This window comes from Roseinatronobacter bogoriensis DSM 18756, assembly GCF_004366635.1.
GTDB classification, from domain to species: Bacteria; Pseudomonadota; Alphaproteobacteria; order Rhodobacterales; family Rhodobacteraceae; genus Roseinatronobacter; species Roseinatronobacter bogoriensis.
The window spans coordinates 150,844-170,842 of record NZ_SORN01000002.1; the positions used below are offsets into that span (position 1 = coordinate 150,844).

At 56.7% G+C, this 19,999-nt stretch carries 20 protein-coding genes; 12 read left to right on the forward strand and 8 right to left on the reverse strand.

Annotation, left to right across the window (positions count from 1 at the left end; all coding sequences use genetic code 11):
- The first annotated feature begins 38 nt into the window (after positions 1-38).
- A complete protein-coding gene (gene pyrF, locus EV660_RS05420) occupies positions 39-746 on the forward strand; it encodes an orotidine-5'-phosphate decarboxylase (RefSeq protein WP_071480732.1) in 708 nt (235 codons plus the stop codon).
- Between the two features lie 3 nt (positions 747-749).
- Here the strand turns inward: pyrF and EV660_RS05425 are convergent, their stop codons facing one another.
- On the reverse strand, positions 750-1,571 hold the full coding sequence (locus tag EV660_RS05425) for an ABC transporter permease (RefSeq protein WP_071480733.1): 822 nt from the start codon (positions 1,569-1,571) through the stop codon (positions 750-752).
- A gap of 138 nt (positions 1,572-1,709) precedes the next feature.
- Between EV660_RS05425 and cysQ the strand changes: the two genes are divergently transcribed.
- The 6 genes from cysQ (at position 1,710) to EV660_RS05455 (ending at position 9,030) form a co-directional block, all read left to right on the forward strand.
- Positions 1,710-2,525, forward strand: coding sequence for a 3'(2'),5'-bisphosphate nucleotidase CysQ (gene cysQ, locus EV660_RS05430; protein ID WP_071482109.1), 816 nt, complete (start codon positions 1,710-1,712; stop codon positions 2,523-2,525).
- 154 nt (positions 2,526-2,679) lie between these two features.
- Positions 2,680-3,573 (forward strand): UTP--glucose-1-phosphate uridylyltransferase GalU, encoded by an 894-nt coding sequence (galU, locus tag EV660_RS05435; RefSeq protein ID WP_071482110.1) that lies wholly within the window; start codon positions 2,680-2,682, stop codon positions 3,571-3,573.
- A gap of 145 nt (positions 3,574-3,718) precedes the next feature.
- Positions 3,719-4,699, forward strand: coding sequence for a glycosyltransferase family 2 protein (locus EV660_RS05440; RefSeq protein WP_084635108.1), 981 nt, complete (start codon positions 3,719-3,721; stop codon positions 4,697-4,699).
- A 205-nt stretch (positions 4,700-4,904) separates the two neighbouring features.
- Positions 4,905-5,915 (forward strand): glycosyltransferase family 2 protein, encoded by a 1,011-nt coding sequence (locus EV660_RS05445; RefSeq protein ID WP_071480735.1) that lies wholly within the window; start codon positions 4,905-4,907, stop codon positions 5,913-5,915.
- The gene (locus EV660_RS05450) at positions 5,912-7,576 is read left to right on the forward strand and encodes a DUF5927 domain-containing protein (RefSeq protein ID WP_071480736.1); all 1,665 of its coding nucleotides are present in this window, start codon (positions 5,912-5,914) and stop codon (positions 7,574-7,576) included. Before EV660_RS05445 ends, EV660_RS05450 begins: the two co-directional genes overlap by 4 nt.
- A gap of 71 nt (positions 7,577-7,647) precedes the next feature.
- Complete coding sequence (locus EV660_RS05455; protein WP_134013908.1) at positions 7,648-9,030, forward strand: nodulation protein NodH; 1,383 nt, start codon at positions 7,648-7,650, stop codon at positions 9,028-9,030.
- Positions 9,031-9,060: 30 nt separating this feature from the next.
- Here the strand turns inward: EV660_RS05455 and EV660_RS05460 are convergent, their stop codons facing one another.
- The 6 genes from EV660_RS05460 to EV660_RS05485 all read right to left on the reverse strand — a co-directional run bounded on the left by EV660_RS05460 (position 9,061) and on the right by EV660_RS05485 (position 12,885).
- On the reverse strand, positions 9,061-9,525 hold the full coding sequence (locus tag EV660_RS05460) for a PTS sugar transporter subunit IIA (protein ID WP_071480738.1): 465 nt from the start codon (positions 9,523-9,525) through the stop codon (positions 9,061-9,063).
- 84 nt (positions 9,526-9,609) lie between these two features.
- The gene (hpf, locus tag EV660_RS05465) at positions 9,610-10,176 is read right to left on the reverse strand and encodes a ribosome hibernation-promoting factor, HPF/YfiA family (protein ID WP_071482111.1); all 567 of its coding nucleotides are present in this window, start codon (positions 10,174-10,176) and stop codon (positions 9,610-9,612) included.
- A 192-nt stretch (positions 10,177-10,368) separates the two neighbouring features.
- Entirely contained in the window at positions 10,369-11,121 is a 753-nt protein-coding gene (gene lptB, locus EV660_RS05470; protein WP_071480739.1) for an LPS export ABC transporter ATP-binding protein, read from the reverse strand.
- 4 nt (positions 11,122-11,125) lie between these two features.
- Entirely contained in the window at positions 11,126-11,620 is a 495-nt protein-coding gene (locus EV660_RS05475; RefSeq protein ID WP_232727274.1) for an LptA/OstA family protein, read from the reverse strand.
- A gap of 13 nt (positions 11,621-11,633) precedes the next feature.
- Positions 11,634-12,236, reverse strand: coding sequence for a hypothetical protein (locus EV660_RS05480; protein WP_071480740.1), 603 nt, complete (start codon positions 12,234-12,236; stop codon positions 11,634-11,636).
- Positions 12,237-12,273: 37 nt separating this feature from the next.
- Positions 12,274-12,885 (reverse strand): ribonuclease D, encoded by a 612-nt coding sequence (locus EV660_RS05485; protein WP_071482113.1) that lies wholly within the window; start codon positions 12,883-12,885, stop codon positions 12,274-12,276.
- Between the two features lie 168 nt (positions 12,886-13,053).
- Here EV660_RS05485 and trhA point away from each other — a divergent pair, with 168 nt between their 5' ends.
- Complete coding sequence (gene trhA / locus EV660_RS05490) at positions 13,054-13,713, forward strand: PAQR family membrane homeostasis protein TrhA (protein WP_071480741.1); 660 nt, start codon at positions 13,054-13,056, stop codon at positions 13,711-13,713.
- Here trhA and EV660_RS05495 read toward each other — a convergent pair.
- Positions 13,702-14,475, reverse strand: a complete 774-nt coding sequence (locus EV660_RS05495) for a glycerophosphodiester phosphodiesterase family protein (protein ID WP_071482114.1) — start codon at positions 14,473-14,475, stop codon at positions 13,702-13,704. The genes trhA and EV660_RS05495 overlap by 12 nt on opposite strands.
- A 499-nt stretch (positions 14,476-14,974) precedes the next feature.
- On the opposite strand from EV660_RS05495, the gene EV660_RS05500 reads away from it, so the two are divergent.
- The 4 genes from EV660_RS05500 to EV660_RS05515 all read left to right on the forward strand — a co-directional run bounded on the left by EV660_RS05500 (position 14,975) and on the right by EV660_RS05515 (position 19,993).
- Entirely contained in the window at positions 14,975-15,961 is a 987-nt protein-coding gene (locus EV660_RS05500; RefSeq protein WP_071480742.1) for an XdhC family protein, read from the forward strand.
- Positions 15,958-16,983 carry a molybdopterin-binding protein gene (locus EV660_RS05505; RefSeq protein ID WP_071480743.1) on the forward strand — a complete coding sequence of 342 codons (1,026 nt, stop codon included), beginning with the start codon at positions 15,958-15,960 and terminating at the stop codon, positions 16,981-16,983. Before EV660_RS05500 ends, EV660_RS05505 begins: the two co-directional genes overlap by 4 nt.
- 71 nt (positions 16,984-17,054) lie before the next feature.
- Positions 17,055-17,540, forward strand: coding sequence for a (2Fe-2S)-binding protein (locus EV660_RS05510; protein WP_071480744.1), 486 nt, complete (start codon positions 17,055-17,057; stop codon positions 17,538-17,540).
- Between the two features lie 80 nt (positions 17,541-17,620).
- Positions 17,621-19,993 carry a xanthine dehydrogenase family protein molybdopterin-binding subunit gene (locus EV660_RS05515; protein WP_071480745.1) on the forward strand — a complete coding sequence of 791 codons (2,373 nt, stop codon included), beginning with the start codon at positions 17,621-17,623 and terminating at the stop codon, positions 19,991-19,993.
- Positions 19,994-19,999: the final 6 nt, after the last annotated feature.

The window sequence follows — 19,999 nt, forward strand, 5'->3', positions numbered from 1 at the left end:
TATGCGCACAGCGAAAGCCCTTAACCGTGGAGACTGCCATGCCCCTTGCCGATGACAGATTGATTGTCGCCCTTGATGTGCCCAATGCACTTGCCGGACTGGAGTTGGCGCGCACGCTTGGCGATTCTGTTTCGTTCTATAAAATCGGGCTGGGGATGCTGACAGGCGGAGGCCTTGCGCTGGCAAATGAGTTGAAGCAGGAACACGGCAAGCGCATCTTTCTGGATATGAAGTTCTTTGACATCGGTGCCACGGTTACAGCCGCGGTTCGCGGAATTGCGCAATATGATCTGGATTTTCTGACAGTGCATGGCGACCCGCATGTGGTGCGCGCCGCGAAGGAAGGGGCAGGGGGCACTGACCTCAAGATTCTGGCGGTTACCGTGTTGACCTCGCTGGACCGGAACGATCTTGACGACGCGTTGATGCGTGAAGGTGACATTACAGACCTGACCCTGGAACGCGCGGCGCGTGCGTTGGCGGCGGGCGCAGATGGTGTCATTGCCAGCCCGCAGGAAGCGGCCGGAATCCGCGCCCTGCCAGAGGCGGCGGGCAAACTGATCGTCACACCCGGCGTGCGCCCATCGGGCAGCGCCCTCGGCGACCAGAAGCGGGTCGCAACCCCTTTGAATGCCTTGCAAGCGGGTGCGGATCATATCGTGGTGGGCCGTCCTGTCTGGCAGGCGCAGGACCCGCGCAGCGCGGCGCAAGCCATCTTGCAAGAGATTGGCCCCAGCAAAGCCTAAGTGTCAGTGTTTCGCAGACCAGCTGAGCGATGCGCGCTTTCTGGTATACGCCTCGACCAGCATGCCAAGGAATAGAACGGTAATCCCGAACAGGACCGGATACAGCGCTGAGGTATGCATCGGGTTGTAGTTTATGAAGGCATATCCGCGCGCCTGATCAATGCAGTGAAACAGCGGGTTCCACATGAAGTAATGCAGATAGGATTCTGGCAAGGAATTGGCGAGGAAGAACTTGCCAGAGGCAACCATGTTCATGCGCGCGAATAGCTGGGTCAGCAATTTGCTGGCGGCAGGTGCCCAGGGCTTGAGCGCATAAAGCATCACCCCTATGGCAAGCCCGGCAAACCAGACCGCGAGTAGCATACCGAATGCGGCGGCGGGCTGGTAAATCTCAACCGGGGTCCAGATCACATGGTAGAGAAACAGGATCACCACCACTGACAGAACCTGAATGTACAATTCTGCCAGCGCCGCCCCTCCGATCGAGACGATGGAGTTCATGGGACGGTGTTTCATCATGGTCGAAGTCGGCCCTTCGGCGGTCGCAACCGCTGACAGGACCTTGATATGCGCCATGAACAGGAAAACGCCGCTCATGAGGTAGATAAGCGTGTCGCCCCGGATCGCGCCGCCCCGCATCCCGGCAAAGATAAAGATCACCATGAACACGGCAACCAACAGCACGGTCTGCGCGATATTCAGTAACAGACCGACAACCGCGTTCCCATGGTTCTTGCGAACATTGCGAACGGCCTGATTGAAAATCAGCTCACACGTGGTGAAAACAAGTGAAAAGGTCGTTTCCCGCCCTGTAGTGCCGTGCATCAACTGCCTTTCAACTTGTTGTACAATAGAAACTGCCTTACTCCGATAAACAGCGCAAGAATATGTCCGAAATGCGAAAAACGCAAATACTGCCCTGTGCCTGTAGCGTAAGACGAAGAGCAAGGAGAGATGACTATCATGGCAAATCTTGATTATGAGAAAATAGAGCGGCTGTTGCGTGAACTGGCTTTACTTGCTGGTGCCAAGATACTCTCGATTTATGAACAACCTGATTTCAGTGTCCGCGTGAAGGACGATTCCAGCCCGCTGACCGAAGCAGATGAAGCGGCAGATGCGATCATTTATGCAGGCTTGCAAGCCGCGTTTCCCCATATCCCCATCGTGACCGAGGAACAGGCCGACAGCCACAATCTGAATGCAGCGCGTTTCTTCATTGTTGACCCGCTGGATGGCACCAAGGAATTTGTCCAGCGGCGCGGTGATTTCACAGTGAATATCGCCTTGGTGGAAGATGGCAAGCCCGTGCGCGGTGTTGTCTATGCACCAGCAAAGAATCGCATGTTCTATACCCGCGCGGATGGCCGCGCGGTCGAGGAATTGGGGCCGTTCAGTATTTCTCAACACGGACAGATGAAGGCATTGCAAATGCGCCAGCCGGATAAGGGCGCATTGATTGTGGTCGCATCAAAGTCGCACCGCGATAAGGCCACGGATGACTATATCAACCGCTACGCAGTAGCCGATCTGCGTTCTGCCGGGTCTTCGCTTAAATTCTGCCTTCTGGCTGCGGGCGAGGCTGATCTTTACCCACGCCTTGGGCGCACAATGGAATGGGACACAGCCGCAGGACACGCCGTTCTACAGGCCGTTGGGGGCGAGGTGCTTGATTACAATACCGGGTTGCCGCTCGCATATGGGAAACCGAATTACGAAAACCCATTTTTCATTGCGCGGCACCGCGATGTCGATCTGGTATCAGACAAGGAAAGCTGACCAAGTTCTAACATCAACACAACCCAGGGTTTATTGGCTGTCGGATGATTTCTTAAAATGGCCTCGTTTCACTTCACTTTAACCATAAACGTGCCCGAATCTGACGGTCTTTTACTTCATGACAAAAATTAACCAAGTGTATTTGGAGACGGCCATGAAGCGTAAGGTTACAAAAGCAGTTTTTCCTGTGGCAGGTATGGGCACGCGGTTTTTGCCCGCGACGAAGTCGGTGCCAAAAGAGATCATGACACTGGTGGATCGCCCCCTGATCCAATACGCGATTGATGAAGCACGCGAAGCAGGGATCACTGAATTCATTTTTGTAACCTCGCGCGGCAAAGGCGCTTTGGAAGATTACTTCGATCGCGCACCAGAACTTGAGGCGACGCTGAGGGCCAAGGGCAAGACAGCCCTGCTCGATACGCTGAACAGCACCAATATGGACAGCGGTGCAATCGCCTATGTTCGCCAGCATCAGGCGCTTGGCCTTGGACATGCGGTATGGTGTGCACGGCATCTGATCGGCGATGAACCTTTCGCCGTATTGCTGCCCGATGATGTGATCGCTGCTGAAACTCCATGCCTCAAGCAGATGGTCGAGGCCTATGAAACCACTGGCGGCAATATGATTGCTGCGATGGAAGTGTCGCCTGAAATGGCATCGAGCTACGGGATCATGGATGTGCCGCCGTCGATTGGCCGTATTCTGCCAATGCAGGGCATGGTCGAAAAGCCTGCCCCGGGTACCCAGCCTTCCAATCTGGCTGCGATCGGGCGCTATATCCTGTCCCCTGATGTCATGCGCCATCTCGATGCAATCGAGCCCGGTGTCGGTGGCGAGATACAGTTGACTGATGCCATTGCGCGCGAAATTGCCGAGAAGCAGAATGTTTATGGCTTCCGCTTCGATGGCCAGCGCTATGATTGCGGGTCCAAAGCGGGGTTCTTGCAAGCGACGGTTGCCTTTGGTCTTGCGCGCGAAGAACTGTGCGCTGAACTGGCTGATTTTCTGGTGGAAATGGTCGCGCAGCGCCGCGCGGCAGAGTAACGCCCCGCAAGTCAGAGATTGCCAGCGCATGTCGTGCAAGATATTGCCCACATGCACTGGCAAGGTTTTTTCATGGTAGGGTTGGATCAGCGCTGAGATGTTCACGCCTGTGCCATATTTGAAAGATCGCTGGTTTACGTTTCGCATGCACTGGAAACGCAGGCGGCTGAGGGCGCGCGCAATTGCGCGCGCGCATCAGTTAAAATGTCTGCGACGCGGGCGGTGGGATAAGAACGCCATCCTTCTGTTCTGCACGATCCGCAACGAGGCCGAGCGCATTGACTGGTTCCTGCACCATTATCGCCGTCTTGGAGTGCAGCATTTCATCTTCATAGACAATGGCAGCACTGATGGCACGCGCGAGACATTACTGGCGCAACCTGATGTGACGGTTTACGCGACCGATGCCAGCTACAAGCAGTCTCGTTTCGGGATGGACTGGATCACATGGCTAATGCTGCGGCACGGCAACGGGCATTGGTGTCTTGTCGCAGATGCGGATGAGTTGCTGATCTATCCGCATTGGCAGAGCCGACCGCTCTCTGCCCTGACGGGCTGGCTTGAGGCAGAGGGGCAGGGCGTTTTGCCCGCGATGATGCTGGAACTTTACCCCAAAGGCCCGCTGGATTCTGTGCCATGCCCTGCAGGCGCGGACCCGTGCCAGACCCTGAACTGGTTTGATGCGGCAAATTATACCATCATGCACAAGCCGTTGCTGGATTGCCTTCTGATCCAAGGCGGCCCGCGCGCGCGGCAATTTTTTGCCACTGCACCGCAACGTGCCCCGACACTGACCAAATTGCCGCTTATCAAATGGAGTTGGCACTATGTCTGGGTCAATTCCACCCACTCCATTTTGCCGCGCGTGTTGAACAGGTGTTTTTCAACAGATGGTGGAGAGGGGATTTCCGGCGTTATGCTGCACACCAAATTCATGGCGAGTGTGGTGCAAAAGTCCCGGATCGAAAAGCACCGCGCAGAGCATTTCGGGAATGCACCTGTGTTTGACAGCTATTACGATGCAGTGTCAGAAGCCCCTGACCTGTGGTGTCCGATGTCAACCAGATTCGAGGGTTGGGAGCAATTGGAAGAGCTTGGCCTGATGTCTCGTGGTGGCTGGGCGTGAAAGCTGGGCGACTATTAAGCATACCAAGCGAAAACACGCGGCAGGTGGGTAGGCAAATGGTCCATAACTGTCGTAGACAGAGAGGGATTGAAAAAAGGGTTTGGCAGGCCGTCAGTAGCGTCCGGGTGCATGTGAAAATCAAAGTTATGGCCGAGTTAAGCGATTATACCAAGATGGCAGAGCGCGCGTGAGGGTTTACTAGAATATGGGTGTGCTCAGTCAGCTAAGGTTGCGCGCAGAACGGCATGCAAAGCTGCTGCGATGCCTTCGCAAAAGCGCCAGCCTGTCATCGCGCGCAAATCGTGCGGATGCTATACGCGCTGGTGATATTCTTGCTTTCGTAACCCTGCGCAATGAATTGGTGCGGCTGCCTTATTTTCTGGAATATTACCGCGCGCAGGGCGTGCAGCATTTTCTGATGGTCGATAACGGCTCGACCGACGGAACCACAGAATATCTTGAAGCGCAGCGCGATGTTTCGGTCTGGGTGACAAGCGACAGCTATAAGCGCGCTAGCTATGGTGTGGACTGGTTGAACCATCTGCTTTGGCGCTACGGCGAAGGGCATTGGGTGCTGGTTCTGGATGTGGATGAGTTTCTGGTATATCCGTTCTGCGACACACGCCCCTTGCAGGCGCTGACCGACTGGCTGGACAGTCAGGGGCGGCGATCGTTCGGGGCGATGTTGCTGGATATGTACCCCAAAGGTCCGATCGCTGCGCAGCCTTACCAATCCGGCCAGGACCCGTTCGAGATTGCACGCTGGTTCGACTCCGGAAATTTCAGCATCCGGCGCAATGCAAAGTATAACAACCTCTGGATTCAGGGGGGGGTGCGTCAGCGTCTGATCATGTCGCAAACCCCGGAAATGGCACCCGCACTGAACAAGACGCCATTGGTGCACTGGTCGCGCAAATATGCATATACCAGTTCAACCCATATGCTGCTGCCGCGCGGGTTGAACAAGGTATATGACGATGCCGGGGGCGAGGATGCATCCGGCGTTTTGCTGCATGCCAAGTTCCTCGATACAATCCTCGCGAAGACACAGGAAGAATTGCAACGCGGCGAACATTATGCAGGCAGCCGGGAATATCAGGCTTATCAGTCAAGCCTATCAGCCTCGCAGGATTTATGGTGTGAATGGTCGACAGAGTATATCAATTGGCGACAGTTGGAGATTCTGGGGCTGATGTCGAAAGGGGATTGGGCATGACAGCGTCCAGCGCCACTCTGGGGGTCGTGATGCTGTGTCACACAGCATTGGAACGCGCTGCACAGGTTGCCCGATTCTGGCTGGATGCAAGTTGCCCTGTGGTGATGCATGTTGACCGTGCGGTTTCAGCGTCGGCATTTCAAAAACTGAAAGACGATCTTGGTGCCCATCCCTTGCTGCGCTTCAGCGCGCGTCACCGCTGCGATTGGGGATCGTGGCAGATTGTGGCGGCGACCCAAGATGCGTCTGAGCTGCTGCTGACAGAGTTTGCGGACGTAAATCATGTCTTGCTGACCTCTGGCGCATGTCTGCCGTTGCGTCCGGCGGCCGAGATGGTCGCCTATCTGCAAAAATCCCCCAACACGGATTTTATTGAATCCGTTTCGGTCGAACATGCCACATGGATCATGGGTGGGCTGTCGGAAGAACGTTTCACCCTGTATTACCCGTTCAACTGGCGTCGGCAGAGGGCGCTTTTTGACTGGTTCGTGGAGTTTCAGCGCAAGTGGAAAATCCGGCGTCACATCCCGCGTCCCCTGCGCCCTCATATGGGGTCGCAATGGTGGTGCCTGAGTCGCGCCACTTTGTCGGCGATCCTGAATGACCCCAAACGCCCGCGCTTTGAACGGTATTTCCGACGCAACTGGATTCCAGATGAGTCGTATTTTCAGACATTGGCGCGTCTGCATGCGACAGAGGTCAAGAGCAGGTCATTGACGCTGGTGAAATTCGACCGCAATGGCCGCCCCAACCTCTTTTATGATGACCACCTGCAATTGCTGCGCCGTTCAGATTGCTTCATGGCGCGCAAGATCTGGCCGGATGCGTCGCGTCTGTATGACTTCTTCTTGTCTGATCTTCCCGCGAAAACACCGCCTCTGCCTGCGGAACCCGCCAAGATCGACCGCTATTTCGAATTGGCGGAAAAGCAGCGCCTTGAAGGGCGTGCGGGGTTGTATATGCAAAGCCGCATGCCGAAAGTAGACAGTTCCGGCAGCAAGACGGCTGGACCTTATGCTGTCTTTTCCGGTTTTGACCATATGTTCGAGAATTTCGAGCATTGGTTGGGGCAGGTGCTTGGAACGCGCGTGCATGGCCATCTTTTTGCGCCTGAGGCTGTGCAATTTCACGGTGGTGCCAAAGTCTGGCATGGCGCCATCAGCAATTCTGCCGCAATCCGTGATTATAATCCGCGCATGTTTCTGACCAATCTGCTTTGGGCAACGCGCGGTGAACGCCAGTGCTTTGCCTATGGGCCAGAAGACAGCATGGACCATGAGGTGAACTGGTTTATGGCAACCGACCTGAACGCGGAAATAAATGTTATCCGCGGGGCCTGGATCTTGCCGCTGTGGCGTCGTGGCGTTGTGGATGACGCGGTGATTGCGCGCATTGCAGAGTTGCAGAAGCGTGAAGAGGATTGGGTCGCGATCCTGCAATCCCGTTGGACCTTGGCCAATGTTCGACTCTGGTCTGTGGCAGAGATGCTTGAAGACGCAGACTCCAGACTAGCCTTGATCGTAAAGGATTATGCCAGCGCGCCTGCGCTGCATGCCCACGGGATGCCACGGCTGGCAGATATGAACGGCTTCGACATTTTTGTTGCACAATTGCGCGATAATGGACTGCCGACACCGTTACTAAAAGATTTTCAACTGTGATACCCGAGCAGAACTGAGAGTATGTGATGTCGCGAGGAACCCGTTTTCGGTATTTTGTTGTTCTGGCAGAGATGCGAACAGGATCGAACCTGCTGGAATCCTGCCTGAACCAGTTTGAAGGTCTGGTCTGTCACGGTGAGGCGTTTAATCCGCATTTCATTGGCTACCCGAATACCGAGAGTTTGTTTGGCTTCGACAAGGCCGCGCGGGACGACAATCCCCAAGCATTTCTATCGTGTTTCGCGCAGCAACCCGGACTGACGGGCTTTCGATATTTTCATGATCATGAACCACGGGTTCTGGATCGCTTCATGCGTGAAAGAAGCTGCGCAAAGATCATCCTGACCCGCAATCCGCTTGAGTCCTACGTCTCGTTGAAAATTGCGCAATCCACCCAGCAATGGCGTCTGGGCGATGTCAGTCAGCGCAAGGCTGCAAAGGTTGCCTTCGACCCATCAGAATTCGAGGCGCATGTCAGAAAGCTGCAGGATTTCCAGTGTCGTATTCAAAGCATGTTGCAGACCACCGGGCAGACGGCGTTCTTCATTTCATACGAGGATATCAAGTCGCTCGAAGTGCTGAATGGCCTGGCGCAATGGCTTGGCCTTGACGAGACGATTGACGAACTGCCACGCAAACTGAAACGACAAAATCCCGAAACTCTGGATGAGAAGCTGGTTAATCCCGAAGCCGTTGCAGAGGGTATCGCACGCCTGGACCGGTTCAATCTGGCGCGAAGCCCGAATTTTGAGCCGCCGCATCCACCCATCCTGTGGGCATACCGCGCCTGCCACAGCCAACCTCTGATCTATGCCCCAGTTCCGGGGTGTTCCGAACGCCAGATTTTGCAATGGATGGGCAGAATTGATGGCAACGGGGCAGAGGGCCTTTTGTCAAACTTCACGCGCGAAACATGGCGCGACTGGCAGCGCGCAAATCCGCGTCGTATGGCATTCACAGTGTTGCGCCACCCGTTGCAGCGCGCGCATGATGTATTTGTCGATCAGGTCTTGTTGGGCAAAAGGGTCAATGTCCGCGCGTTTATTGAACGTTTGCACGGGTTTGAATTGCCGCAAGACAAGTCTGATCTTGCATCATTTGAGTCTGAAAAGCATCGTACTGCATTTCTGGGATTTCTGAAATTCGTTCAGGCCAATCTGAACGGTCAGACAGCGGTGCAGACACGACCGATCTGGGCAAGCCAGTCGCGGATTATCGAAGGGATTTCGACGCAATGCCCTTTGCACCGACTGGTGCGAGAGGAAAACCTGAGTGAAGAACTGTCCGAGATTTGCGACAGGCTTGGCTGCACCACTCCTGATCTAGAGCCAAAGCCACAGCGCGGAGTGCTACAGCTTGCGGCGATTTATGACCAAACAGTAGAGCAGGCCGGGCGCGCGGCATATGGGCTAGATTATGAAATGCTGGGCTTTCAGGATTACAGCGCAGATTAAGCCGTATTGTTATGCATCCGTGGTATCGAGTCAGGCTGCCTTGCTTGACTCGGTGCTGCTCAGGATCGCGTAAATCTTGGCTGGGTCTTCGTTTGCGCGCAATTTCTCGCATGTCTGCGGGTTGCGCAATGTCCGCGAGATGAAAGCCAGTGCCTTCAAATGCTCTACCCCTGCTTCGCGCGGAGCAAACAACGCAAAGACCAGATCAACCGGCGCCTTGTCCACCGATCCGTAATCCAATGGCTTTTCAAGACGAAAGAACACCCCCAGCACATGATCGACGCCGTCCAGCCGGGCATGTGGCACCGCAACGCCATGTCCTACACCAGTCGGCCCCAGGCTTTCACGTTCCTGAAGCGCGTTTATCACGCTTTCACTGTCCAGTTCATAGACGGATTGCGCGACTTCCGCGATACTTTGAAACAGGCGTTTCTTGCTGGTTGCAGATGCAATAAAGCGCACCGCCTTTGGATTGAGAAGCGTCGACATGGCCATAGCAGGACGTCTCCCGTAGGAATTGAGAAAAAGCAAACCACCCCCGCAATCATGCCGCGAGGGTGGTCCCGATAGAGTCTGAGGTTATTGTGGGTCGACCCAGCCGATATTGCCGTCGTCACGCCGATAAACAACATTCAGCCCACCATGGCGTTCGTTTCTGAACACCAGAACCGGGGCATGTGCTAGCTCCATCTGCATCACGGCTTCTCCTGCGGAGAGAGAGGGAATACGTGTTTCCATCTCTGCGATTATGATCGGCTGCAACGAGTCGGGCTCGTCTGCGGGCTCGGTCTTGTCTGATGCGAGGATATAGGACGAAGCGTCGGCAAACTCAACCGGGGTTGCACGGTCGCGGTGATGATCCTTCAATCGGCGCTTGTAACGGCGCAACTGCTTGTCCAGTTTCTCGCGGCAGGATTCGAATGCGGCGTAAATTTCGGTTGCATGGGCCTTCGCCGCTGCAGTCAATCCGGTGGACATATGCAGAGTTGCTTCGCAGACATGGTTATGTGCATCACGCGAGAAGACGACGACCGCCTCTGTCGGCCGTTGCTGGTACTTCTCTACCAACTCGCCAAATTCGGCTTTCACATGGGTTTGTAATGCCTCTCCGATATCAATATGTCTGCCGCTAATCTGATAACGCATGCGCTTCTCCTCGCTGTTTTGACAGGGCAATTCTCGCCCCATCATAAAATTTTGCGCCGCTTGCCCTGTCTTTGACCACCTTTGCAGTGTTTGTCCGTACGGTGCCAGAGCGTGCCTCATACTTGTATTTGGCAACGGATAGCAGGGGGTTGTCAATGCTTTCTCGTGCGGGTTTGCGCCCCCAAGATCGCCTTAGTCCAATCTGAAATCTGCACCCAGATAGACCCTGCGCACGTCGCTATCGGCCACAACCTCAGCGGGTGTGCCTGTTTTCAACACTTTGCCATCATCCAGAATATAGGCGCGGTCCACGATAGCCAGCGTTTCACGAACATTGTGGTCAGTTATCAACACCCCAAGGCCACGTGTCTTCAGATCAGCGACCAGCGCGCGAATCTCTCCGACGGCGATGGGGTCGACGCCTGCAAAGGGTTCATCCAGCAAGACATAGCGGGGGTTGGCCGCGAGGGCGCGCGCAATCTCGACACGGCGACGCTCGCCCCCTGACAGCGCCATGGCGGGCGAGTCGCGCAGATGTTCGATGGAAAACTCCTGCAACAGTTGCTGTAATCTGTTTTGGCGCTGCGTTCTATCCGGCACGGATAATTCCAGCACCGCCATGATATTCTGGGCAACGCTGAGGCCACGAAAGATAGACATTTCCTGTGGAAGATAGCCCAGTCCCTGACGCGCGCGCTGATACAGGGGCAATCCGGTGGCTTCCTTGCCGTCAATAAAGACCGCGCCCCCTTCGTGGCGAACGATGCCGGCGATGCAATAGAAACATGTGGTTTTGCCGCAACCGTTCGGGCCAAGCAGGGCAACCACTTCGCCGGGGTGCAAATGCAAGGAAACATCGCGGATAATAACCCGCTTGCCGTAACTTTTCTGAAGCTTCGTGACTTCGAGTGCCGCAGGCAGGCTGGATGAATCGGAAAGCGGCATCAGGTCAGGGGTTAGTCTGGATGATTGTGCGAACATTGCCGTCCATGCGGCCTTGCCCGCTGCGCAGATTGACATTGAGTGTGTCGCCGGACAGCACATTCTGGCCCTGTGTCAAGATCACATCGCCCCGCATCGTCACCGTTCCCGCAGCCACTTCGTATACTGCGCTTTGGGCTTCGGCAGCTTCTTCGGCTGTGACCAAGGTGACGCCGCCTGACGCTTCGAGGCGTTCAATGCGCCCACCATTTTCGGTGGCATAGATTATGCGGATCTGCGGGGCCGCAATCCGCATATCGCCTTGCCCTAGCACGGCATTTCCTGAAAACAGGGTCTCGCCTGTGCTGTTATCGACCCGCAATTCGTCTGAACGGACCTCTACCGGCAGACCGCGCACAGCATCCAGCCCCGAAAAACTCAGTCCGGTTCCCTGCGCTGCGGCTGCATGTGCACTGAACAGGATCAGCGCCAGTGCAGTCCGGATCGTTGCTGATGCGCGCACAGCACAGCCTCCTCTAATTATCTGGGAAGTATATCAGCCTGACATTACCCTTAAACGCAAGCAGATATCCGTCACTCTGCTCTTCTGACGGCGTCAGCTCGACCGTATCGGCCGAAATATCGCCTGCCGGTGCTTGGCCGGTTATGCCACCGCTACCCCGGACATGAGTCGACTGGATTGCCGCAACCAGTTTGGGCATGGTCATGAGGTAACCGTCAGAGGTTTCCAGAACAACCGAACCGCTGAGCGTGATCTGGTCTTGTAACTGGTCTATCTGCCCTTCGGCCCCGCGAAAGGTGGCGATGCGACCGGTAGGAAACTTCAGTTCACCGCTGGGTGTGTCAAGGTATAGCAACACCGGGCCATCTTCGCGTAAATCGCCAACCGAACGCACGGAATGTGCAACGATCGTCAATGCAGTCGCTTCCGCAGTAACACCTGCGAACCTGGCCTCTCCGATACGCGGGTCGCGGGTCAGTTCTTCGACATTGATATCCGACATCTCGACAGCGCGCTGCGGGTCCACCCCGCTGGACAGCAGAAAGACGGTCGAGAGCAGGGCGAGCGCACCTAAAGGAAGCACCAGACGCAGGATCTGGATAACGGATTCGCCCAAGGGTGAGTGTCGAGTCTTCGCAACCAATCCCGCAGTCCTAATGAGAAAAAATGTCGGTTTCGGGCCAGCCCAGAAGGTCAAGTTCGGCGCGGGTTGGCAGGAAGTCGAAACACCGTTGCGCCAGATCCGTCCGTCCTTCGCGTGCAAGCATCGTTTCCAGAACATCACGCAAGCGGTGCAGATACAGAACATCAGAGGCGGCATAGGTCTGCTGCGCCTCTGTCAGACCCGGCGCACCCCAATCGGAGCTTTGCTGTTGTTTGGAAATATCGACGCCGACCAGTTCTGACAGCAAATATTTCAGCCCATGCCGGTCGGTATAGGTCCGCACAAGGCGCGATGCAATCTTGGTGCAATATACCGGCGCCGTTGTGACGCCATAGCTGTGCAACAGCAATGCGATATCGAAGCGCCCAAAGTGAAATAGTTTCAATACATCCGGGTCTGTCAAAAGGCGGGTCAAATTCGGGGCAGGCGCAATATTTTTAGCGACCTGTACCAGATGCGCGGTGCCATCCCCGGATGAGAGTTGGACCACGCACAGCCGGTCACGATGCGGGTTCAGCCCCATGGATTCACAGTCAATCGCGACCACCGGCCCCAGATCAAGCCCATCAGGCAGGTCATCCATATGTAGCTGAAGGGTCATCATCGCCTCTTTATCTCTGTGTTGCTGAACAGGGGGCTAGGCGGGTTGACGCTGAAAATCAAGCAATTTGCGCGTCAGGATGTTGACGTATGGTCATACAGATCGTGGCTGAGATTGATCTTCGCAAAGCATGGCGGGTGCGATACCTTTGCCTAAGGAGTAATTCGCATGTCGCGTTTTTTTGCACCCAGAGAGGGGTATAGCCGCGCCGAGCGGCGCCTTGATTCCGTGATCCATATCTCTGGTGTGGGCGCGGCGCTACTGGCTGTGCCGGTATTGATCGGGGCTGCGATAATGCGCAGTCTCGAAACAGGGTCTTCCAGTTTCATTGTCGCAATCACTGTTTATGGGGTGTGTCTGCTTGCGATGCTTGGCGCTTCGGCACTTTATAACATTGGGATCAAACCGGGCCTGGACTGGTTGCTGCAGCGGATAGACCATGCCGCGATCTACCTCAAGATAGCCGGGACATATACGCCTTTTACCCTGATCAGCGGACAGGGGCTTGGATTGCTTGCAGGATTATGGGTGGCCGCAGCGCTTGGCACGGCCTTGAAACTCTTCTCGCCTGTCAGGTTTCGGTTTGTCGCGTTGGCGCTGTATCTGGCGATGGGCTGGGCCGGCGTGCTGATCCTGCCATCGCTGGCACCGCTGCTGCCATCGGCCACGCTGGTCCTGATGATCCTTGGCGGCGTGGTCTATACCACGGGGGTGGTGTTCTATCTGTGGACGCGTTTGCCTTATCACTTTGCGATCTGGCATATCTTTGTTCTGGTTGCGAGTGTCCTGTTTTACGCGGCGGTCATGGTCCTTGTCTTAAGCGCTTAGGGGCCATGTGCCCCGCTCAATCAGGATTTCTCGCAAAAGTGTCGGCTTGTCTGTAATAAGCCCATCAACCCCCATATCCAGCAGCCGGTTCATCTGCGCGCGTTCATTCACTGTCCAGACCTGTACCGCGATTCCAGCCGCATGTGCCGCGCGGATGAATCGCGGTGTCACGACGGCAATACCTTTCCAGCGGGCGGGAACTTGCACGACACGAAAATCCGCAAGGCTGAGAGGCAGCCCCCACCCGCGCGCCCAAAGCCGCGCCACCTGTGCATGTGCGGGCGACCACAGCAGATCCGGGCCAAGTAAGGCGCGCGCCTGCGCTGTGCAGGCCGGATCAAAAGCGCCGATGCAAACCCGCTTGATTGCGCCAAGGCGCTGGATCACAGCGCAGAGGGGTTCGACAACGTCACGCGTTTTCGCCTCAATGATCAGGTTGATGTTAGGGTCGTGCGAAAGCAGGTCTTCAAGTTTTGGAATCTGCGCGCCCTTGGGGCTGCGCAATTGGGCAAGTTCGGCGTAATCCATCTGCGCGATCTGCCGGGGATCCTTGAACACACGGCTCAGGTCGGGGTCATGGTGAATCACAACTACCCCGTCGCGCGTTGCGTGCACATCCAATTCCATATGGGTGTATCCAAGCGCTATGGCGTGAGTGAAAGCATCCCAAGTGTTTTCTTCATTTTCCAGCGCGCCCCCGCGATGGGCAATCGCCAATGCATTGGGATTGCCAAGCAATGGGTGTGTGTGTGTATAATTCATGCGTGTATCTTCACTGGATCGCGGTTTTTGTCGAGGGTACGAACAATAGAAAAGCATATACAAATGACATGTTTTCTGCGCCTATTGAAGTTGATCTATGTCATTTAGGGAAACAAGCACCTGAGCTAGCGTTTGGTATCTTCATGGGAAGGACGGACATGCCCGATACGTTCCAATCATATACAGACGCAAAAACTCGCCGGGTATGCAGGTCTTCAGAGCTGCGCGAAAACGCGATTCTGAAGCTGGCATTGAAATCCCTGTGTGCGGTAAAGGCGGCACAAGACGCGCGCTGGCCCCGCCGGGTTTGTCCCACACACCAGATTTCTTCGCAAAGCGACATGTCGATGCGGCGCGATTTTTCTACCTGACCATTTCCTCTAGTACGACACAGACTCCGTTCCCCGTTCGCAGACTCATGCGCCCAAGGTCGTATTTGCCTTGGCCGCTTTTAGCTGCCATCCTCATGGTGGTTTTGGTCTGGTGAAGGGGGGGCACGATGGATGCGCGCTATGATCAGATACCAGAGGTTGCGCTGGAGTGGCATGATGTCGGTCGTGGCGCGGTTCTGGCGACTGTCGTGCAGACATGGGGGTCCGCGCCGCGACAGGCAGGCAGTCAACTTGCAATCTCTGGCGCAGGCGAGATCATGGGCTCGGTGTCGGGGGGCTGTGTCGAAGGCGCAGTCGTCGTCGAGGCACTTGATGCGCTTGCCGATGGTCAGCCACGCCTGCTGAGTTTCGGCGTGGCCGATGAAACAGCGTTTGATGTCGGGCTTGCCTGCGGTGGTACGATCGAGGTTCTGGTAGAACCTGTGGGTGAAGCGATCCCCTGTCTGCCCGTTGCGGTGCTGCGTGACATTGTGGCAGCGCGCGCCGAACGCGTTCCGGTCGCTTGCGTCACTGACCTGACAACATGGGCGCGCCATATCGCGATGCCCCAAGACCCTGCGTTTGCTGATCGATTCCGTCGGGACCAGTCAGGGCGCGATGAAGCGGGGCGTCTGGTGACGCTGCATAACCCGGCCCTGCGGTTGGTGGTTGTCGGCGGGGTCCATATTGCGCAGGCGCTGTTGCCGATGGCGCGGCTTGCGGGCTACGCACCTGTTCTGGTGGACCCGCGAGAGGCTTTTGCCTCTGATCTGCGGTTTCCGGGTGAGACATTGATCCATGACTGGCCAGATGAGGCGCTGACTTCCATCGGGCTTGATGCGCGCACAGCGGTCGTCACCTTGACGCATGATTCCAAACTGGATGATCCGGCCATTATCACGGCGTTGCAATCGGATGTGTTCTATCTTGGTTGCCTGGGGTCATCCCGGACCCATGCAAAGCGATTGGACCGGCTGCGCGCCGCAGGCCTGAATGAGGCGCAGCTTGCACGCATTCATGCGCCTGTCGGGTTGAATATCGGCGCGCGCAGCCCCGCAGAAATCGCCCTTGCAACCCTTGCCCAGATCACCGGCGCATTACGAGGGCCAAAATGAAATTCGGACCTGTCGCTGTGTCCGAGGCGAAGGGTGCAGTGCTGGCGCATTCGGTCGCGCTTGGCACAGGGCGTCTGCGCAAGGGCAGGGTGCTGGACGATGCGGACCTGTGCGCGCTTCAAGCGGCAGGCTATAGCGAAGTTACCGTGGCCCGGCTGGACGCGCTGGACCTCGATGAGGATGCGGCTGCAATTGCGCTTGCGCAAACGCTGGTTCCGGACCCACAGGCGGCGGGGTTGTCCTTGGCCGCCGTGGGGACAGGGCGCGTCAATGTCGTCGCGCAAGGGCCGGGGCTGGTGCGGGTGAACGCGGCGCAGGTTCATGCCGTGAATGCCGTGGACCCCGCAATAACAGTTGCGACATTGCCCGATCAGATGCGCGTTGAGCCGGGTGCAATGGTCGCAACGGTCAAGATCATCTCTTACGGTGTTGCGGCTTCGGCTGTGGAACAGGCACGCACTGTCGGGCGGGGGGCTTTGCGTCTTGCGCCACCTGTCTTTCGCCGCGCCAGCCTGATCCAGACACAGGTGCAGCCAAATGATGACGGCACCAAGGGCCACGCGGTCACCGCTTCCAGGCTAAGCCGGCTGGGGGTGGCATTGGACCCGATCTGTCTTGTGCCACATCAGGTCGAAGCCCTTGCGAAAGCATTGCTTGACGCTAAGGGCGAGGTCATTCTGATCCTGACCGGCTCTGCCACATCAGACCTGCATGACACAGCCCCCGAAGCGCTGCGCAAGGCAGGTGGTGAGGTGGTGCATTTCGGAATGCCAGTGGACCCGGGAAATCTACTGTTTCTGGGCCATCTTGGCGCGCGGCCTGTTATCGGGTTGCCGGGCTGTGCCAAAAGCCCCGCGCTGAACGGTGCCGATTGGGTGATGGAACGCATTATCTGCGGTCAGGCTGTCACGGCGGCGGATATCATGGCGATGGGCGTTGGAGGGTTGTTAAAAGAAATCCCAACCCGCCCGCGCCCCCGCAGAGTGGGGGAGAAGCTGCCAAACCAAGGGCAAAAGGACTAAGCCCAAGGTCGCATAGGCGGGGGCAAGAAACCGTGTTTAACTGCGAGTATAAAATTCTACGGGAGGAATTGATGTCTCAGGTAAAGATGAAGGTAAATGGCCGCGAGGTCAGCGCCGCAACAGAAGGGCGCACGCTGCTATCAAGCTATCTGCGCGATTTGCTGGGCCTGACTGGCACGCATGTGGGGTGCGATACCAGTCAATGTGGCGCTTGCGTTGTGCTGGTTGACGGCAAGGCGGTCAAATCCTGCACGGCCTTCGCGGCTGATCTGGAAGGGGCAGAGGTCACGACCGTCGAAGGCATGGCAAATCCCGATGGCAGTCTGGGCCGCATCCAGCAGGCATTTCAGGACTATCACGGGTTGCAATGCGGATTCTGCACGCCCGGCATGGTCATGTCTACCGCTGCCCTTCTGGCCGAGAATCCAAAGCCCTCTGAAGAAGAGGTGCGGCATTATCTGGAAGGCAATATCTGCCGCTGCACCGGGTATCAGAACATCGTGCGCGCGGTGATGGCGGCCTCTGGGCAGGATGCGGGCGCGCTAGCGGCAGAGTGATCTGCCGCTGCAAGTCATTCCATGTGCAACGGGGCAGCTATGGTGCAGCCCGGCACATTTAGAAAACATGGGAGGAATTCATGCCTAAAGATGACGGCATTGGCGCCAGCACCAAGCGGCGCGAGGATGTACGGTTCCTGACAGGAAACGGCAAATATACCGATGACATCAACCTGCGTGGCCAGTGCTTTGTGCATTTCCTGCGCTCGGATGTGGCGCATGGGCGGATCAGGGGCATTGACACTTCCGCCGCCGAAGGGATGGACGGCGTACTGAAGGTGTTTACCGCGGCTGATTTCGAAACTGCAGGTGGCCTGCCTTGTGGCTGGCAGGTGACGGACCGTTTCGGCGAGGTGATGCAGGAACCCAAGCACCCCATTCTGGCCGAAGGCAAGGTGCGCCATGTGGGTGACCCGATCTGCGCGGTGGTGGCGGAAACCTATGAACAGGCCCGCGATGCAGCCGAAGCGATCGAGGTGGACATCGAACAACTGGAAGCGGTTGTTGATATGAAAGCCGCGCTGGCCGAGGGCGCGCCCAAGGTGCATGACGAGCTGACAAGCAATCTGTGCTATGACTGGGGTTTTGTCGAGGAGAACAAGGACGCGGTGAATGCGGCGTTCGAGAGTGCTGCGCATGTCGTGTCGTTGGAACTGACCAATAACCGCCTTGTCGCCAACCCGATGGAACCGCGCGTCGCCGTGGGGGATTATGACCCTTGGGGCGACAGTCATACGCTCTATACCACCAGCCAGAACCCGCATGTCATCCGGCTGCTGATGGGGGCGTTCGTGCTGAATATCCCCGAACACAAGTTGCGCGTGGTGGCCCCTGATGTTGGCGGCGGTTTCGGGTCAAAAATCTATCACTATGCCGAAGAAGCGTTTTGCACCTATGCCGCCAAAGTTCTCAAACGCCCTGTCAAATGGACCTCCTCCCGGTCCGAGGCGTTTATTTCCGATGCACATGGGCGCGACCATAAAACCAAGATCGAACTGGCGCTGGATGCGGATCATAATTTCACCGCGCTGCGCACCGAAACCTATGCGAATATGGGCGCGTATCTGTCCACCTTCGCGCCGTCCATTCCCACATGGTTGCACGGCACGCTGATGGCGGGCAATTATAAGACGCCGCTGATTTACGTCAACGTTAAGGCTGTGTTCACCAACACAGTGCCAGTCGATGCCTATCGCGGGGCAGGGCGGCCAGAAGCCACGTTCCAGATTGAGCGTCTGGTGGACAAGGCCGCGCGTGAATTGGGCGTGGACCCGATTGAATTGCGCCGCAAGAACTTCATCAAGGCAGATGAATTCCCATATCAAACCCCGGTTGCAGTGGTCTATGACACGGGCAATTACCACGCCACGATGGACAAAATGCTGGAACTGGCTGATTATGCAGGCTTTGAGGCGCGGCGTGCGGAAAGTGCCAAACACGGCAAGCTGCGCGGCTTTGGCATTGCCCATTACATTGAGGCTTGCGGGATTGCGCCGTCAAACCTTGTGGGCCAGTTAGGCGCGCGGGCGGGTTTGTATGAATCGGCTTCGGTGCGGGTGAATGCGACAGGGTCCATCAGCGTCTATACCGGCAGCCACAGCCACGGGCAGGGGCATGAAACCAGCTTTGCCCAAGTGGTGGCCGACATGATCGGGGTGGATGCAAACAGCATTGAAATTCACCATGGCGACACGTCCAACACACCGATGGGCATGGGCACCTACGGGTCGCGTAGCCTTGCGGTGGGCGGGTCCGCGATTGTGAAGGCCACGAACAAGATCATCGACAAGGCCAAGAAAATCGCCGCCCATCTTCTGGAAGCCGCGCCCGAGGATATCGAGTTGAAGGACGGCAAATTCAGCGTGGCGGGCACTGACAAATCGGTGGATTGGTCCGGTGTGACACTTGCGGCCTATGTGCCACATAACTACCCGCTGGAAGATCTGGAGCCGGGGCTGGAAGAAACGGCGTTCTATGACCCGTCGAACTTTACCTACCCGTCGGGCGCCTATGGCTGCGAGATTGAACTGGACCCCGAGACGGGCAAAATTGACATCCTGCGCTTCATTGCTGCGGATGATTTCGGCAATATCGTGAACCCGATGATTGTTGAGGGGCAAGTGCATGGGGGGCTTGCGCAAGGGATCGGTCAGGCGCTTTTGGAAAACTGCGCCTATGATGATGAAGGGCAGCTTTTGTCCGGCAGCTTCATGGATTATGCCATGCCCCGCGCGGATGATGTGCGTGGCTTCACCGTGGATCATAGCTGCATCACGCCCTGCACGCATAACCCGCTGGGTGTGAAAGGCTGCGGCGAGGCGGGCGCGATCGGATCACCGCCAGCGGTGGTCAATGCGGCAATCGACGCGCTGCACCGCGCGGGCCATACCCATGTCACCCATATCGACATGCCCCTGACGCCTGCGCGCGTCTGGGCGGCAATGAAAGCCTGAGGGAGC

Excerpts from the sequence above, each read along its gene's own strand:
- EV660_RS05515 (WP_071480745.1), top strand. The coding sequence starts at position 17,621 with ATGCCTAAAGATGACGGCATTGGCGCCAGCACCAAGCGGCGCGAGGAT.
- EV660_RS05440 (WP_084635108.1), top strand. The coding sequence starts at position 3,719 with ATGCACTGGAAACGCAGGCGGCTGAGGGCGCGCGCAATTGCGCGCGCG.
- EV660_RS05445 (WP_071480735.1), top strand. The coding sequence starts at position 4,905 with ATGGGTGTGCTCAGTCAGCTAAGGTTGCGCGCAGAACGGCATGCAAAG.
- pyrF (WP_071480732.1), top strand. The coding sequence starts at position 39 with ATGCCCCTTGCCGATGACAGATTGATTGTCGCCCTTGATGTGCCCAAT.
- EV660_RS05485 (WP_071482113.1), bottom strand. The coding sequence starts at position 12,885 with ATGACCCTTCAGCTACATATGGATGACCTGCCTGATGGGCTTGATCTG.
- hpf (WP_071482111.1), bottom strand. The coding sequence starts at position 10,176 with ATGCGTTATCAGATTAGCGGCAGACATATTGATATCGGAGAGGCATTA.
- EV660_RS05495 (WP_071482114.1), bottom strand. The coding sequence starts at position 14,475 with ATGAATTATACACACACACACCCATTGCTTGGCAATCCCAATGCATTG.
- EV660_RS05460 (WP_071480738.1), bottom strand. The coding sequence starts at position 9,525 with ATGGCCATGTCGACGCTTCTCAATCCAAAGGCGGTGCGCTTTATTGCA.
- cysQ (WP_071482109.1), top strand. The coding sequence starts at position 1,710 with ATGGCAAATCTTGATTATGAGAAAATAGAGCGGCTGTTGCGTGAACTG.
- EV660_RS05510 (WP_071480744.1), top strand. The coding sequence starts at position 17,055 with ATGTCTCAGGTAAAGATGAAGGTAAATGGCCGCGAGGTCAGCGCCGCA.
- trhA (WP_071480741.1), top strand. The coding sequence starts at position 13,054 with ATGTCGCGTTTTTTTGCACCCAGAGAGGGGTATAGCCGCGCCGAGCGG.
- EV660_RS05450 (WP_071480736.1), top strand. The coding sequence starts at position 5,912 with ATGACAGCGTCCAGCGCCACTCTGGGGGTCGTGATGCTGTGTCACACA.
- galU (WP_071482110.1), top strand. The coding sequence starts at position 2,680 with ATGAAGCGTAAGGTTACAAAAGCAGTTTTTCCTGTGGCAGGTATGGGC.
- EV660_RS05425 (WP_071480733.1), bottom strand. The coding sequence starts at position 1,571 with ATGCACGGCACTACAGGGCGGGAAACGACCTTTTCACTTGTTTTCACC.
- lptB (WP_071480739.1), bottom strand. The coding sequence starts at position 11,121 with ATGCCGCTTTCCGATTCATCCAGCCTGCCTGCGGCACTCGAAGTCACG.
- EV660_RS05500 (WP_071480742.1), top strand. The coding sequence starts at position 14,975 with ATGGATGCGCGCTATGATCAGATACCAGAGGTTGCGCTGGAGTGGCAT.
- EV660_RS05505 (WP_071480743.1), top strand. The coding sequence starts at position 15,958 with ATGAAATTCGGACCTGTCGCTGTGTCCGAGGCGAAGGGTGCAGTGCTG.
- EV660_RS05455 (WP_134013908.1), top strand. The coding sequence starts at position 7,648 with ATGCGAACAGGATCGAACCTGCTGGAATCCTGCCTGAACCAGTTTGAA.